The organism is Leifsonia sp. McL0607 (assembly GCF_049993355.1).
Lineage (GTDB): Bacteria > Actinomycetota > Actinomycetes > Actinomycetales > Microbacteriaceae > Leifsonia.
Genome location: NZ_CP188253.1, coordinates 3622524 through 3636058 on the forward strand (window position 1 = coordinate 3622524; position 13535 = coordinate 3636058).

Genomic DNA, 13535 nt, shown 5'->3' on the forward strand with positions numbered 1-13535 from the left:
AACTCCGGAAATCCGCCGGCATCCCGCCCGAATGTCCGGACGTACGACCACGCCGGCCGGTCCGCAACTCCGGAGGTCACGGCACGATGCCGGCGGATCTCCGGAGTTCCGCCCCCGACATGCGGCTCACGCCGCGATCGTCCGGAGTTGCCGACTACGCGTCGATGCGGGCCCGCGACAGGTCGTCGGCTCCCGCGATGATGAACTCCTTGCGCGGAGCGACGTCGTTGCCCATCAGCAGCTCGAACACCCGGTTCGCCGCCTCGGCGTCCGAGACGCGCACGCGCCGCAGCGTGCGATGCGTGCGGTCCATGGTCGTCGTCGCCAGCTGGTCCGCGTCCATCTCGCCGAGGCCCTTGTAGCGCTGGATCGGCTCCTGGTACTTCCTGCCGCGCTTCTTCAGGTCCGCGAGCACGGCCTGCAGCTCTGCCTCCGAGTACGTGTAGATGGTCTCGTTGGGCTTCGACCCCGGGTTCACCACGATCACCCGATGCAGCGGAGGCACGGCCGCGAACACCCGTCCCTCCTCGATCATCGGGCGCATGTACCGGAAGAACAGCGTCAGCAGGAGGGTGCGGATGTGCGCCCCGTCCACATCCGCGTCGGACATGATGATGACCTTGCCGTAGCGGGCGGAGGCCAGCTCGAACGACCTCCCGGAGCCTGCACCGATCACCTGGATGATGGCCGCGCACTCGGCGTTCGACAGCATGTCGGACACCGAGGCCTTCTGGACGTTGAGAATCTTGCCGCGAATGGGCAGCAGCGCCTGGTACTCGCTGTCGCGCGCTCGGCGCGCGGTCCCGAGCGCCGAGTCGCCCTCCACGATGAACAGCTCGCTGTTGGCGACATCGCTCGACCGGCAGTCCACGAGCTTCGCGGGCAGAGAGGAGGTCTCGAGCGCGTTCTTGCGACGCTGCGTCTCCTTGTGCGCCCGCGCGGAGATCCGCGACTTCATCTCGGCGACGACCTTGTCGAGCACGAGCGCCGACTGCGTCTTGTCGTCGCGCTTCGACGACGAGAAGCGCTCCGCGAGCGTCTTCTGGATCACGTTGGCGACGATGGTGCGCACGGCCGGGGTGCCGAGCACCTCCTTGGTCTGGCCCTCGAACTGCGGCTCGGGGAGGCGCACCGTGAGCACCGCGGTGAGGCCCGCCATCACGTCGTCCTTCTCGAGCTTGTCCGTGCCCGCCTTGAGGCGACGCGCGTTCTGCTCCACCTGCTGGCGCAGGAACTTCAGCAGTCCCTGGTCGAAGCCGGTCTGGTGGCTGCCGCCCTTGGGCGTCGCGATGATGTTGACGAACGATCGCATCACCGTGTCGTAGCCCGTCCCCCAGCGCAGCGCGATGTCGACCTGGCACTCCCGCTTGAGCTCGGTCGGCACCATCGCGCCGCTCTCGGACAGCACCGGCACGGTCTCCGTGAAGTGGCCTTCGCCGGTGAGCCGCCAGGTCTCGGTGATCGGGCTGTCGGGCGCGAGGAAGTCGACGAACTCCGAGATGCCGCCGTTGTAGCTGAAGGTGGTCCGCTCGCCCTCGGGCGAGCGCTTGTCGTCGATCGTGATGGCGAGGCCCGGCACCAGGAATGCGGTCTGACGAGCGCGACCGATCAGATCGTCGACCGAGAACTCGGCGCCCTTGGTGAAGACCTGACGGTCGGCCCAGTAGCGGATGCGCGTGCCGGTCACGCCCTTGGCGACCTTGCCGGCGACCCGCAGCTCGCTGCCGCTCACGAACGGGGAGAAGGAGGCGTCAGGGCTCGGCGCCGCGGAGCCGTCGGCGAACACGCCGGGCTCACCGCGGTGGAACGACATCGCCCACGTCTTGCCGTCGCGGTCGACCTCCACGTCGAGCCGCTCGGACAGGGCGTTGACCACCGACGCGCCGACGCCGTGGAGGCCGCCGGACGCCGCGTAGGAGCCGCTGCCGAACTTGCCGCCCGCGTGCAGCTTCGTGAACACGACCTCCACACCGCTGAGCCCGGTCTTGGGCTCGAGGTCGACCGGGATTCCGCGTGCCGTGTCGCGGACCTCGACACTGTCGTCCGGATGGAGAATGACCTCGATGGCGGCGCCGTGCCCGGCCAGCGCCTCGTCGACGGAGTTGTCGATGATCTCCCACAGGCAGTGCATGAGGCCGCGCGAGTCGGTGGAGCCGATGTACATGCCGGGGCGCTTGCGCACCGCCTCCAGGCCTTCGAGCACCGAGAGGTGCCTCGCCGAATAGTCCGAGCTCGCCACGAGCGCTCCTTGGTTTTCCGTGCGCGCCCGTTACAGATCCGGGCACCATGCATCCTCCAGAGTAAGCGTTGCGCCGGGTGAACCCACGATCGACACCCGAGGGGCCGGAGGCTACGCGTTGAGCGAAATAGCAGCCAATACGAGCCTTGCAGCCGGGTTTACGTGGTTCTATAGAGATACGAGTTCACCGGTTGCGACGGAAAGGAGCATCACATGTCGACGATCACATCGGAGAACGGTGCGGTTGACGAGCTCGAGTCGGGGCCGCAACTGACGGCCGCGGACCGCTGCGACAGCTGTGGCGCTCAGGCGTACATCCGCGTCGTCGTCAACAACGGCGAACTCCTCTTCTGCGCCCACCACGGTAAGAAGCACCAGGAGAAGCTCTCGCAGATCGCGCACAGCTGGCACGACGAGACCGCGCGTCTCTTCGAAGAACAGCGCGCGTAGGTCTGCCGCGGGTACGCGGGCGAACCTCGAAACGGGGCTGATCGGGCGATGGCAGGAGCCACCGGCGTGCGCAGGCGCGCATTCGTCGACCTCGACGTCATCCGCTCGAACGCAGCACTAGTGGCCACCGCGACCCTCCCCGACTGCACCGCGGATCTCCGCGCCGACGCGTACGGCCACGGGCTCGTCCCCGTGGCGCGTGCGCTGACCGACGCGGGGGTCGGCGGTTTTCTCGTCTCCCGGGTGGAGGATGCCTCGGCCTTGGCCGATGAGGGCATCCACGTCGGAGTCCCGGCCGGCCGACACGCGCGCGCCGCGGAGAACCTCCTCAGCACGGAGCTCCTCGGGCTCGACCCCTCCCGCCCGACGACGGCGGCCCTCCGGCTGACCGGCGAGATCATCGCCGTCAAGCACGTAGGAGCCGATCGCGGCGTCTCGTACGGCTACACCTACCGCACTGAGCGGCCGAGCACGCTCGTGCTGGTCGCGCTCGGCTACGCCGACGGCATCCTGCGAGTCGCCTCCAACAAAGCGCCCGTGCTCGTCGGCGAGACGACGGGGCGCATCACGGGCCGCATCGCGATGGACCAGTTCGTGGTCGACATCGGCGACGCCGACGCCGCCCCCGGCGATCCGGTCGTGCTGTTCGGCGACCCGGCTCGCGGCGAGCCGTCGGCGAACGACTGGGAGGCTGCGCTCGGCGTCGCCGCTCCGGCCATCACGAGCCGGCTGGGCCGGCGCATCGAACGGGTCTACACGCCGTGACCGTCGACAGCAAGAGGAGCGCGAACGCATGACCATCGTGGACGCGATCGCGGAACCGCTCCCCCGCGCGGTCATCGACCTGGCGGCCCTCCGCCGCAACGTGGCGCATCTCACCCGGCTGATCGCCCCGGCGGAGACCATGCTCGCCGTGAAGGCCGACGCCTACGGCCACGGCCTGCTGCCGATCGCCGAGGCCGGGCTGGAAGCGGGAGCGACCTCCCTCGCCGTGCTGGAGGTGCCGTCCGGGCTCGTGCTGCGCAGTGCAGGGATCACCGTTCCGCTCCTGGCGTGGCTGCACGGCCACGACACTGACTGGCACGCTGCGATCGAGGCCGACATCGAGCTCGGCATCTCCGCAGTCTGGCAGCTGGAGGCGATCGAGGAGGCCCGCGCCGACCGACCGGCGGTGGTGCACCTCAAGGTCGACACCGGGCTCAGCCGCAACGGCGCCACCCGCGAGGACTGGCCGCACCTGATCGACACCGCGCTCGACCTCGAGCGTCGCGGGATCGTGCGTGTCCGTGCCGCGTGGTCGCACCTGGCCGACGCCTCCATCGCCGACGACGCGGCGGCGCTCGAGGAGTTCCGGAGCGCGGTCGCCGAGGCGGAGGAACGCGGTGCCCGGTTCGAGGTGCTGCACCTCGCGGCGAGCTCGGCGGGCATCCGCATGCCGGAGGCGCGCTTCGACTTCGTGCGGTTCGGCATCGCCGCGTATGGGTTCTCGCCGTTCGACGACAGTACGGGCGCCGAGCTCGGGCTGGAGCCCGTGATGCGCCTGGAGGCTCCCGTCACCGAGGTGCACGTCGGCGGCACCACGCGGGCGCGACTCGCCATCGGCTACGGCGACGGCGTCCCGACCCTCGGTATCGCCAGGACCTCCGTACTGCTCGGTGGCCACCGCTGCCCGGTGATCGACGTGGAGGTCGACTCGATGGTGGTCGACGCCGGCCCCGGTCGCGTGAACGTCGGCGACACCGCCGTGCTGTTCGGCACCGGCCGGTCCGGCGACGTCACCGCAGAGAAGTACGCCGACTGGGCAGAGACCATCGCCGACGAGATGGTCACCGGCGTCGGCGGACGCGTCCCGCGCGTCTATGTGAACTAGCGACCTGAGCGCCGCCCGTGTCAGAGCGAGACGTTCAAGCGCTCGGCGATGGCCCGGCGCGCGTTGGTCGCGTAGCGATCGACGCGTTCGGTCTGCGCGACCGGCGGCAGCTCGCCGCGCAGTGCGGTCTGCAGCATCCGGTCGGCGAGCGCCGGGTTCATCGGCAGGACGGGACCGTGCAGATGCGTCCCGATCGCGCTGCCGACGACGACGCCCTCCGTGCGGTCGCCGTTGCCGAAGCCGCTCACGATGTCGCCGAGCGGCTCGCCGCCCTCCAGCGTCGTGGCCGCGGAGTGGTTCTCGAACCCGGCCAGGGTGAGACCGTCGCGCGTCCGTACGACCACCTCGGCGACATGACGACGCGACCCGAGCACGGCGCGCGTGGGGAAGACACCGGCGCCCGCGAGCGTCTCGCCGTCCGGCGTCTCGATCTCGGTGCCGAGCAGCTGCCAGCCTCCGGCGATGGCGAGGATGGGAACGCCCCCGTCGCGCCACCGCCGGAGCTCCGGCGCGATGCGCTCGACATCGCCGACGACGGCGCGCTGCGACGAGAGCGGCCCGGAGCCGATGTGGACGATGTCCACGCTGGTGGGCAGCTCGCCGCCCGGTGCGTGCGTCACGACCTCAGCCTCGACGCCTCGCCAGCGGGCGCGCTCGGCGAGCGCGAGCACGTTGCCCGCGTCGCCATTGATCCCGAGCTCGCGCGGGTAGAGGTGGAGGATGCGCAGGACACTCACGCGGCGCCGCCTTCCAGGTCGAGGAAGCCCAGCTGCTTGCGGATCGCCATCATCTGCTCGTAGTTCACGATCATCGTCTTGGTCCCGTGCGACGGCTTCGGCAGGGCGAGGAACGCCTGCAGAGCCGGCTTGAGCTCGGGCATCACCTGATCGACCTCAATGCCGGCGTAGGCGAACCGGGTGGCGAACTGCCAGGCTTTGGTGCCCGACACGATGTCGACGTGCTCCAACTTGGAGAGATCGATGTCGTACACCCACGACGGGTCGGGAGTGCCCTCGTCGACGGCGACGAACACCTGCTCGGGGCTGTGGCCCAGGTAGTCGAGGTTGAGCTGGAGGCTCGGCGGGTTCTTCATCATGATGATCTCGATGTCTTCATCACCCACCCGCAGGGTCTCGCCGCGACCGTAGACCGTCCGGAGCGAACTCATCGCTGCGACCACGGCCTCCGCGCGGAAGTCGTCGCCGAGCACCCGACGGGCCATCGCCGTCGCTCCGGCCGCGTCGACCGCGTAGTGGAGGCCGCGTGCGGGAAGACCGATGCGGACGGACTCGCCGCCGATGGCCAGCTGCGCGCTCTGGGTCTCCAATTTGCTGACGACGACCGTCGGCGCCGGAAGCGCTCCCGCCGCCGCACCGGAGAAATCGGTGATGTTCGCGAGGCCGTTCGGAGACGACTCGATGATCGCAGGCGCGACGGCGAACGTGGTGACGTCCCGCCCCTCGGCGGCGAGCTCCGCGCCGACGCGCGCCAGGCTGTCGTCGTCGGCGTTCACCACGACGAACTCGCCGGAGCGCTCCGCGATGGTGCGCAGCATCCCGATCACGCGGGTGGGCTCGAAAAAGCGGTTGAGCTGGTCGATCTGCACATTCAGGAGCAGCGACCCGCGGGGCGTGAGGACGGTCGCCAGGTCGACGCCGTACGCCTCGTCGACCTCAATGACGCCGACATCGCCGCGCACGTAACCGTCGAGCGGCACGTCCGCGAGCAGCGCGGAGGCGATCCCCTGCGGGAGGTTGCCTCCGGAGGGGTTGGTGAAGACATTCAGACCGTGCTCGCGCAGGATCGCTGTGAGCATGTTCGTCGTGGTCGACTTGCCGTTCGAGCCGGACACGAACACGACGCCGAGCGGAAGGCGGCTGACAGCACGTTCGAGGAACTTCGGGGCGATCGCGAGCGCGACACGTCCCGGCACCGCGGAACCGCCTCCCCGCAGGCGAAGAAGCCAGCGGGCGAGGCGGCCGGCGATGACCGCCAGTCGGTAGCGCACCTTATTCGAGGTAGTCGCGCAGCGACTGCGAGCGGGACGGGTGGCGGAGCTTCGCCATCGTCTTCGACTCGATCTGACGGATGCGCTCGCGCGTCACGCCGAAGGTGTCGCCGATCTGGTCGAGCGTCTTCGGCATTCCGTCACCCAGGCCGAAACGCATGCGGATCACGCCCGCCTCGCGCTCGGACAGGGAGTCGAGGAGGCTCTCCAGCTGCTTCTGCAGCATGGTGAAGCCGACCGCGTCGGCCGGGACGACCGCCTCGGTGTCCTCGATCAGGTCGCCGAACTCGCTGTCGCCGTCCTCACCGAGCGGCGTGTGCAGCGAGATGGGCTCGCGACCGTACTTCTGCACCTCGATGACCTTCTCGGGGGTCATGTCGAGCTCCTTGGAGAGCTCTTCCGGGGTGGGCTCGCGACCCAGGTCCTGCAGCATCTGCCGCTGGACGCGGGCCAGCTTGTTGATGACCTCCACCATGTGCACCGGGATGCGGATGGTGCGGGCCTGATCTGCCATGGCGCGCGTGATCGCCTGACGGATCCACCAGGTCGCGTAGGTCGAGAACTTGAAGCCTTTGGTGTAGTCGAACTTCTCGACGGCACGGATCAGGCCCAGGTTGCCTTCCTGGATGAGGTCGAGGAACTGCATGCCGCGACCGGTGTAGCGCTTGGCGAGGCTGACCACGAGGCGCAGGTTGGCCCCGAGCAGGTGGCTCTTGGCGCGCTGGCCGTCGCGGGCGACCCAGCGCAGCTCGCGCTCGAGCTCCTTGGGCATGTTCGGGGTGCTCGCGAGCTTGTCCTCCGCGAACAGGCCGGCCTCGATACGCATCGCGAGCTCGACCTCCTCCGCGGCGTTGAGCAGCGGGACCTTGCCGATCTGCTTCAGGTAGTCCTTGACCGGGTCGGCCGTCGCGCCGGTGATCGTCGTCGAGTAGACGGGGATATCGTCGTCCTCATCGACCGCGCGGAGCACGAGTGCGTCGGTGGGCAGCGGAGCGTCGGCGGCGGCCTGCACGGCCGCGTTCTCGCCCTTCGGGCCGGACTCGTCCGACTCTTCGCCCTCGGCGTCGTCGCCTTCGACCTCGTCGGTGTTCTCGGCCCCATTGGAAGCGTCGACCTCGTCGATCCCGACCTCGGCGCCCTCGTCGAGCTCTTCGTCGTCGCCCTTGGCGGCCTTCTTCGAGGCGGCCTTCTTGGCGGGCGCTTTCGCGGCCTTCTTGGCCGCCGACTTCTTGGTCGCGGTCCCTTCCGCGGCGACGACCTCTTCGGTCTCGGCGGTCTCCTCGACGGCCTCGGCCTCGCGGGTCTCGGCTTCGCGGGCCTTGGTAGCTGCACGGGTTGCCATGTGAACACCTTTCATACCGGGCGGAGGGCTGTGGTGCGCCGACCGGGCGCCCGACTGAGGTCGCGTGCGGACATTACTAAGACCCATGTCAAGTCCGGAGTGTGTGCATCGGGCGCCATCGAGCGCTCCGACCCCAGGATATGAACGGGTCAAGACATCAATTATTGCACGTTCTCGCCAGGCTCCCGACCACTTCGCCTCCGCCAAACGTCTACAAGCGCAACCCACAGTGGCCCTACTTCTATTCCCTCGTCCTCCGCCAGCCTGCGGCGGGTGCGGCGCCGCGCCCGCACCAGGAAGACGACGCCGAGCCCGATGATCGCGTACTGCACGGCGAACGCCCGGCGGAACGAGTCGAGCGCGTACAGACCGGCCGTCGTATGGGCGGTGTTCTGCGCGTCGAGGGCGACGCCGATGAGGAACATCATCACGAAGCTGGCGAGGAATCCTCCCACGTTCACGATCCCGTTGGCAGAGCCGAGGCTGTGCAGCGGGTTCGACGTGCGGGCGAAGTCGAAGCCGATCAGCGAACCGGGCCCGCCGATCCCGATCGCGACCAGCAGCAGGATCAGCAGCCAGAGCGGAGGCGGTCCCGGCCACAGCAGCACCAGGGCCCAGACCACGCCCATCATCCCGACGATCCCGAGCACCAGGTTGCTGCGCCGCAGCGGGAAGCGTGCAGTCAGCAGCCCGAGGATCGGCCCGGCGATCAGGCCGGCGACGACCGACACGATGAGGAGGCCGCTGGCCTCCGCCGGGTCGATGCCCAGCGCGAACACCATGAACGGCAGTCCCCACATCAGGCTGAAGACGGTGCCGGAGGACTGGGTCGTGAAATGCGACCAGAAGCCGAGCTGCGTCCCCGGTCGGGCGAGGCTGACGCGCAGCTGGCGCATCGACTCCGACCACCTGGCAGGACGCGGACCTTCGCTCGATCCGACGGGGCGGTCGCGGATCGCGGCGACGATCCCGACGAGCGCGACCACCGTCACCGACGCCGCGCTGAGGAACGCGGTCGTCCAGCCGGACTGGTGGAGCAGGAGGGCGAACGGGACAGCCGACAGCACCTGCCCGAGCTGACCGATGTTGCCGATCCACTGCGACAACTGCGGGACGAGGCGGCCTCGGAACCAGGAGTTCACCAGCCGCATGAGCGAGGTGAACACGGTGGCGTCGCCCGCACCGACCAGGATGCGTCCGACGATCGCCAGCGCGATCGTCGGTGCGAAGGCGACGGTGACCTGCCCGACCACCATCAGGGCGGTGCCGGCGATCATGAGCGCGCGGGAGCCCACCCGGTCGATGAGGACTCCCACGGGCACCTGCATAGCCGCGTACACGATCAGCTGGACGACGGCGAGCGACGAGAGCACGGCGGCCGAGACGTGGAATCGTTCGGTGGCCGCGACGCCGGCGACGCCGATGCTGGTGCGCTGCATGACGGCGACCAGATAGGCGAAGACTCCGATCCCGAAGATGACCCAGGACCGTCGCGAATTCACCCCACGATCCTATGCCCGGGTCGGTCCGGCCTCCGGGGCTTCACCCGTCGCAGGTCGGCGTCACCCGGGAGGGTCAGCGGTCGCCACGGGGGTTCTCGTCGTCGCCATGGCGGCGGAAGGCCAGGAAGTTCTCCAGCTCGGCAGCGATCTCGTCGGCGCTGGGCAACTCGCCGTCACGATCGGTCAGGGGCGAGCGCAGCTGGGTGTCCTCCATATAGCTGTCGTGCCGCTCCTCCAGCGTGCCGACCAGCTTGCCGAGTTCGGCGTTGCCGGCGACCTGCTCGTCGATGTTCGCGACGAACTCGCGGTCCTCCTCGCGCAGGCGATCGGTCGGGAAGATGAGCCCGGTCGCGGCGCTGATGCTCTCGAGGCCGGCGATCGCGGCCGCGGGGTACTCGGTGTCGGCCAGGTAGTGCGGAATCAGTAGGACGAAGCCCGCGATCGGATACGACAGCTGCTGGAGCCGGTACTCGAGGAGGTGGAGGGCGTTGCCGGGGACCTGGGTCTGCGGCTTCCAGATCGACATGGCCTCGATCAGGTCTTTGCGGTTGCCGCTGACGGTCACGCCGATCGGTCGCGTGTGCGGCACGGGCATGGGGATGGCGTGAACCCACGTCACGCTCTTGACCTTGAAGCGCTCGATGAGGCCGAGAACCGCTTCGGTGAACGCCTCCCAACGGAAGTCGGGCTCGAAGCCGGAGAGGAAGAGGAACGGCTGGCGCAGCTCGTCGTACACCAGGTGCAGGCGGAGGGTCGACGGCTGGTAGTCGGCGAGGTGATCCTGGTCGAAGTAGATGATCGGCCGACGGGCACGGTAGTCGAGGAGGATGTCGGCGTCGAAGGTCGCGACGACCTCGCTGTCGAGCGTGCCCAGGATATAGGTGCCCAGCTGGCTCACTCCGGAACCGGCGTCGGCGAACCCGGTGAGCACCGCGATCAGCGGAAGGCCCCCCTGCACCTCCAGTGCCGGGTTCAGCTCGTACAGTTCGCCGGGGTCTCGCATACTTCAACTCTAGGCCGAGCTCTCGGCGCGCACCCTGCGGCCGGTGCCGCTCGCAGCACGCCCACAGCGAACAGGCGGCAACCGCGAGGAGAGGGGCGGCAGCGGCTAATGTCGAGACATGGCCGCTCCCGCACTCCGTCTTTCGTCCACTGCCTCGACCGACGCCGCAGTCCTGGTGCTGGCCGCGCGCACCGGTTCAGACGGGGTCGCCGTGCTGACTTCGAACGCCCGCGACGGACTGGCCGACGAGCTGGCCGCGGTCGGCTTCAGCGGGGGCAAAGATGAGCTGGTACGCCTCCCCGGCGCCGCGGGAGGCCCCGGGCTCGCGGTGGTCGGCCTCCCCGAACCGGTCGACGAGGACGCCCTCCGATACGCGGCGGGAACGGCGATCCGGCAGCTCGCGGGCGTCGGCTACGTCGCCGTCGACCTCCCCGCCGCCGACGACGCGCAGCTGGGCGCGGTGCTCGAAGGAGCGGCCCTCGGCGCATACGCCTTCACCGAGTACCGGTCTGCGAGCCGGGCGGGGGTCAAGCCGCCTGTCGCGACGATCGAGGTGATCGGATCGTCCGACGCCGGCGACGTGCTCGTCGCTCGCGCGCTCGCGGTGTCAGGCGCCGCGTCGCTTGTGAAGGACCTGGTGAACACTCCCCCGATCGACCTCTACCCCGCGTCGTTCACCGCGAGGGCCGAGGAGGCGGCAGAGAGCCTCCCCGTCACGATCGAGGTCTGGGACGAGCGTCGCCTCGCCGCCGAGGGGTTCGGCGGCATCCTCGGCGTCGGTCAGGGCTCGACCCGTCTGCCGCGGCTGGTGAAGGTGGACTACGCTCCGGCGGACGCGACCCAGCACCTCGCCCTCGTCGGCAAGGGCATCACGTTCGACTCGGGCGGTCTGTCGCTCAAGCCGGCTTCCGGCATGGTCGGGATGAAGTACGACATGACCGGCGCCGCCACCGTGCTGGCCGTCGCCCTCGCCGCCGCGCGCCTGGCGCTGCCCGTGCGCGTCACCGCGTGGCTCTGCCTCGCCGAGAACATGCCGTCCGGCTCGGCCATCCGCCCCAACGACGTGCTGCGCATCCGTGGCGGCCGCACCGTCGAGGTGCTCAACACCGACGCGGAGGGCCGGCTCGTGCTCGCGGACGCTCTTGTCGCCGCCAGCGAGGAGCACCCCGATGCGATCGTCGACGTCGCGACGCTCACCGGCGCCGCGATGGTCGCGCTCGGCACCCGCTACGCGGCCGTGATGGGCTCCGACGACCTGGTCGGCGACGTCGTCGCCGCGGCCAAGGCCTCCGGCGAGCTGGTCTGGCCCATGCCGCTCGCGAGCGAGCTGCGGGCGACCATCAACTCCGACGTCGCGGACATCGCCAACGCGAACCCGGGCGTCACCGCGGGCGGGATGCTGCTGGCCGGCGTCTTCCTCCAGGAGTTCATCGGCCGCACCGGCGACGAGGAGGACGCGCCGCGCATCCCGTGGGCGCATCTCGACATCGCCGGGCCGGCCAAGGGTCCGTCCGCGCCGTATGGGTTCACCGGCAAGGGGCCGTCCGCCGTGAGCGTACGCGCGCTCATCCGTTTGGCCGAGGAGTTTTCCCAGAGGTAGTAGGGTCGTATGGGCGGGAAAATCCTGCCTATGCAACTCCTGCCTCGAGCCACCCCTCGGGGCAGGATCGTGTCACGAATCCTGATGCACGCGAGGGAGTAGCTGGGTTGTCTGAGCAGAACTTTGACGTTGTGGTGCTCGGCGGTGGGAGTGGAGGCTACGCAGCAGCGCTGCGTGCGGCCGAACTCGGTTTCACCGTCGGCATGATCGAGAAGGACAAGGTCGGCGGCACCTGCCTGCACCGCGGCTGCATCCCCACCAAGGCGCTGCTGCACGCGGCCGAGGTCGCGGACTACTCGCGCGAGTCGGCCAAGTACGGCATCATCACCCAGCTGCAGGGCGTCGACATCAACGGCGTCACCGAGTACCGCCAGGGCATCGTCGCCAAGAAGTACAAGGGCCTCCAGGGCCTGGTGAAGGCCCGCGGCATCACCGTCATCGAGGGCGAGGGCCGCCTCACGTCCCCGACCACCGTGCAGGTCGGCGACGACACCATCGTCGGCAAGAACGTCATCCTCGCCACCGGCTCCTACTCGCGCAGCCTTCCCGGCCTCGAGATCGGCGGCCGCGTGATCACGAGCGAGCAGGCTCTCGAGCTCGACTTCGTACCCAAGAAGGTCGCCGTGCTCGGCGGCGGGGTCATCGGCGTCGAGTTCGCCAGCGTCTGGAAGTCGTTCGGCGCCGAGGTCACGATCATCGAGGCCCTGCCGCACCTGGTCCCCAACGAGGACGAGACGATCAGCAAGTCGCTCGAGCGCGCGTTCCGCCGCCGTGGCATTGACTACCGTCTCGGCGTCCGTTTCTCCGGTGTCGCTCAGAACGAGAACGGCGTCGTCGTCTCGCTCGAAGACGGCAGCACCGTCGAGGCCGAGCTGCTGCTCGTCGCCGTCGGCCGCGGCCCGCTCACGCAGGGCCTCGGCTACGACGAGGTCGGCATCACGCTCGACCGCGGCTTCGTCATCACCGACGAGCGCCTCCAGACCAACATCCCCGGCGTCTACGCCGTCGGCGACATCGTCCCCGGCCTGCAGCTTGCGCACCGCGGCTTCCAGCAGGGCATCTTCGTCGCCGAGGAGATCGCCGGCCTCAACCCGATCGTCGTTCCCGACGTCAACATCCCCAAGGTCACCTACTGCGACCCGGAGGTCGCCTCGATCGGTCTCACCGAGGCCAAGGCGGTCGAGCAGTACGGCGCCGACTCGGTCACGAGCTACGACTACAGCCTGGCCGGCAACGGCAAGAGCGAGATCATCGGCACCAGCGGCTCGGTCAAGGTCGTGCGCGTGAACGACGGCCCCGTCGTCGGCGTGCACATGATCGGGGCCCGTGTCGGCGAGCTCATCGGCGAGGCGCAGCTGGCCGTGAACTGGGAGGCGTACCCCGAGGACATCGCCCCGTTCATCCACGCGCACCCGACTCAGAACGAGTCCCTGGGCGAGGCCTTCCTGCACCTTGCGGGCAAGCCGCTGCACACCCTCTAAGACGTCTGCCGCGCAAGCGGCTGCAATAAGCTACTGAACG

11 protein-coding genes are annotated in these 13535 nt (G+C 69.3%); 5 read left to right on the top strand and 6 right to left on the bottom strand.

From position 1 onward, the window contains the following. Positions 1 to 154: 154 nt before the first annotated feature. Positions 155 to 2239 (bottom strand): DNA gyrase/topoisomerase IV subunit B, encoded by a 2085-nt coding sequence (locus tag ACPPVW_RS17395; RefSeq protein WP_426624314.1) that lies wholly within the window; start codon positions 2237 to 2239, stop codon positions 155 to 157. Between the two features lie 213 nt (positions 2240 to 2452). Between ACPPVW_RS17395 and ACPPVW_RS17400 the strand changes: the two genes are divergently transcribed. From ACPPVW_RS17400 to ACPPVW_RS17410, 3 genes are read left to right on the top strand one after another with little or no spacing between them, the layout of a single operon-like run. After that, entirely contained in the window at positions 2453 to 2689 is a 237-nt protein-coding gene (locus tag ACPPVW_RS17400; protein ID WP_055915732.1) for a DUF7455 domain-containing protein, read from the top strand. A gap of 48 nt (positions 2690 to 2737) precedes the next feature. Continuing rightward, positions 2738 to 3454 carry an alanine racemase gene (locus ACPPVW_RS17405; protein WP_426624315.1) on the top strand — a complete coding sequence of 239 codons (717 nt, stop codon included), beginning with the start codon at positions 2738 to 2740 and terminating at the stop codon, positions 3452 to 3454. A gap of 28 nt (positions 3455 to 3482) precedes the next feature. Beyond that, a complete protein-coding gene (locus ACPPVW_RS17410) occupies positions 3483 to 4559 on the top strand; it encodes an alanine racemase (RefSeq protein WP_426624316.1) in 1077 nt (358 codons plus the stop codon). A gap of 20 nt (positions 4560 to 4579) precedes the next feature. On the opposite strand, the gene ACPPVW_RS17415 is transcribed toward ACPPVW_RS17410, so the two are convergent. The 5 genes from ACPPVW_RS17415 to ACPPVW_RS17435 all read right to left on the bottom strand — a co-directional run bounded on the left by ACPPVW_RS17415 (position 4580) and on the right by ACPPVW_RS17435 (position 10414). After that, entirely contained in the window at positions 4580 to 5296 is a 717-nt protein-coding gene (locus ACPPVW_RS17415) for a type 1 glutamine amidotransferase (protein WP_426624317.1), read from the bottom strand. Next, positions 5293 to 6567 carry a MurT ligase domain-containing protein gene (locus ACPPVW_RS17420; RefSeq protein WP_426624318.1) on the bottom strand — a complete coding sequence of 425 codons (1275 nt, stop codon included), beginning with the start codon at positions 6565 to 6567 and terminating at the stop codon, positions 5293 to 5295. Before ACPPVW_RS17420 ends, ACPPVW_RS17415 begins: the two co-directional genes overlap by 4 nt. A 1-nt stretch (position 6568) precedes the next feature. Further along, positions 6569 to 7909, bottom strand: a complete 1341-nt coding sequence (locus ACPPVW_RS17425) for an RNA polymerase sigma factor (protein ID WP_426624319.1) — start codon at positions 7907 to 7909, stop codon at positions 6569 to 6571. Positions 7910 to 8070: 161 nt separating this feature from the next. Further along, the gene (locus ACPPVW_RS17430) at positions 8071 to 9411 is read right to left on the bottom strand and encodes an MFS transporter (protein WP_426624320.1); all 1341 of its coding nucleotides are present in this window, start codon (positions 9409 to 9411) and stop codon (positions 8071 to 8073) included. A gap of 73 nt (positions 9412 to 9484) precedes the next feature. Beyond that, positions 9485 to 10414, bottom strand: coding sequence for a proteasome assembly chaperone family protein (locus ACPPVW_RS17435; RefSeq protein WP_426624321.1), 930 nt, complete (start codon positions 10412 to 10414; stop codon positions 9485 to 9487). 118 nt (positions 10415 to 10532) lie between these two features. Between ACPPVW_RS17435 and ACPPVW_RS17440 the strand changes: the two genes are divergently transcribed. Together ACPPVW_RS17440 and lpdA are read left to right on the top strand one after the other, a co-directional pair. After that, positions 10533 to 12014, top strand: a complete 1482-nt coding sequence (locus tag ACPPVW_RS17440) for a leucyl aminopeptidase (RefSeq protein ID WP_426624322.1) — start codon at positions 10533 to 10535, stop codon at positions 12012 to 12014. Between the two features lie 107 nt (positions 12015 to 12121). Further along, the gene (lpdA, locus tag ACPPVW_RS17445) at positions 12122 to 13495 is read left to right on the top strand and encodes a dihydrolipoyl dehydrogenase (RefSeq protein ID WP_426624323.1); all 1374 of its coding nucleotides are present in this window, start codon (positions 12122 to 12124) and stop codon (positions 13493 to 13495) included. Positions 13496 to 13535 lie beyond the last annotated feature (40 nt).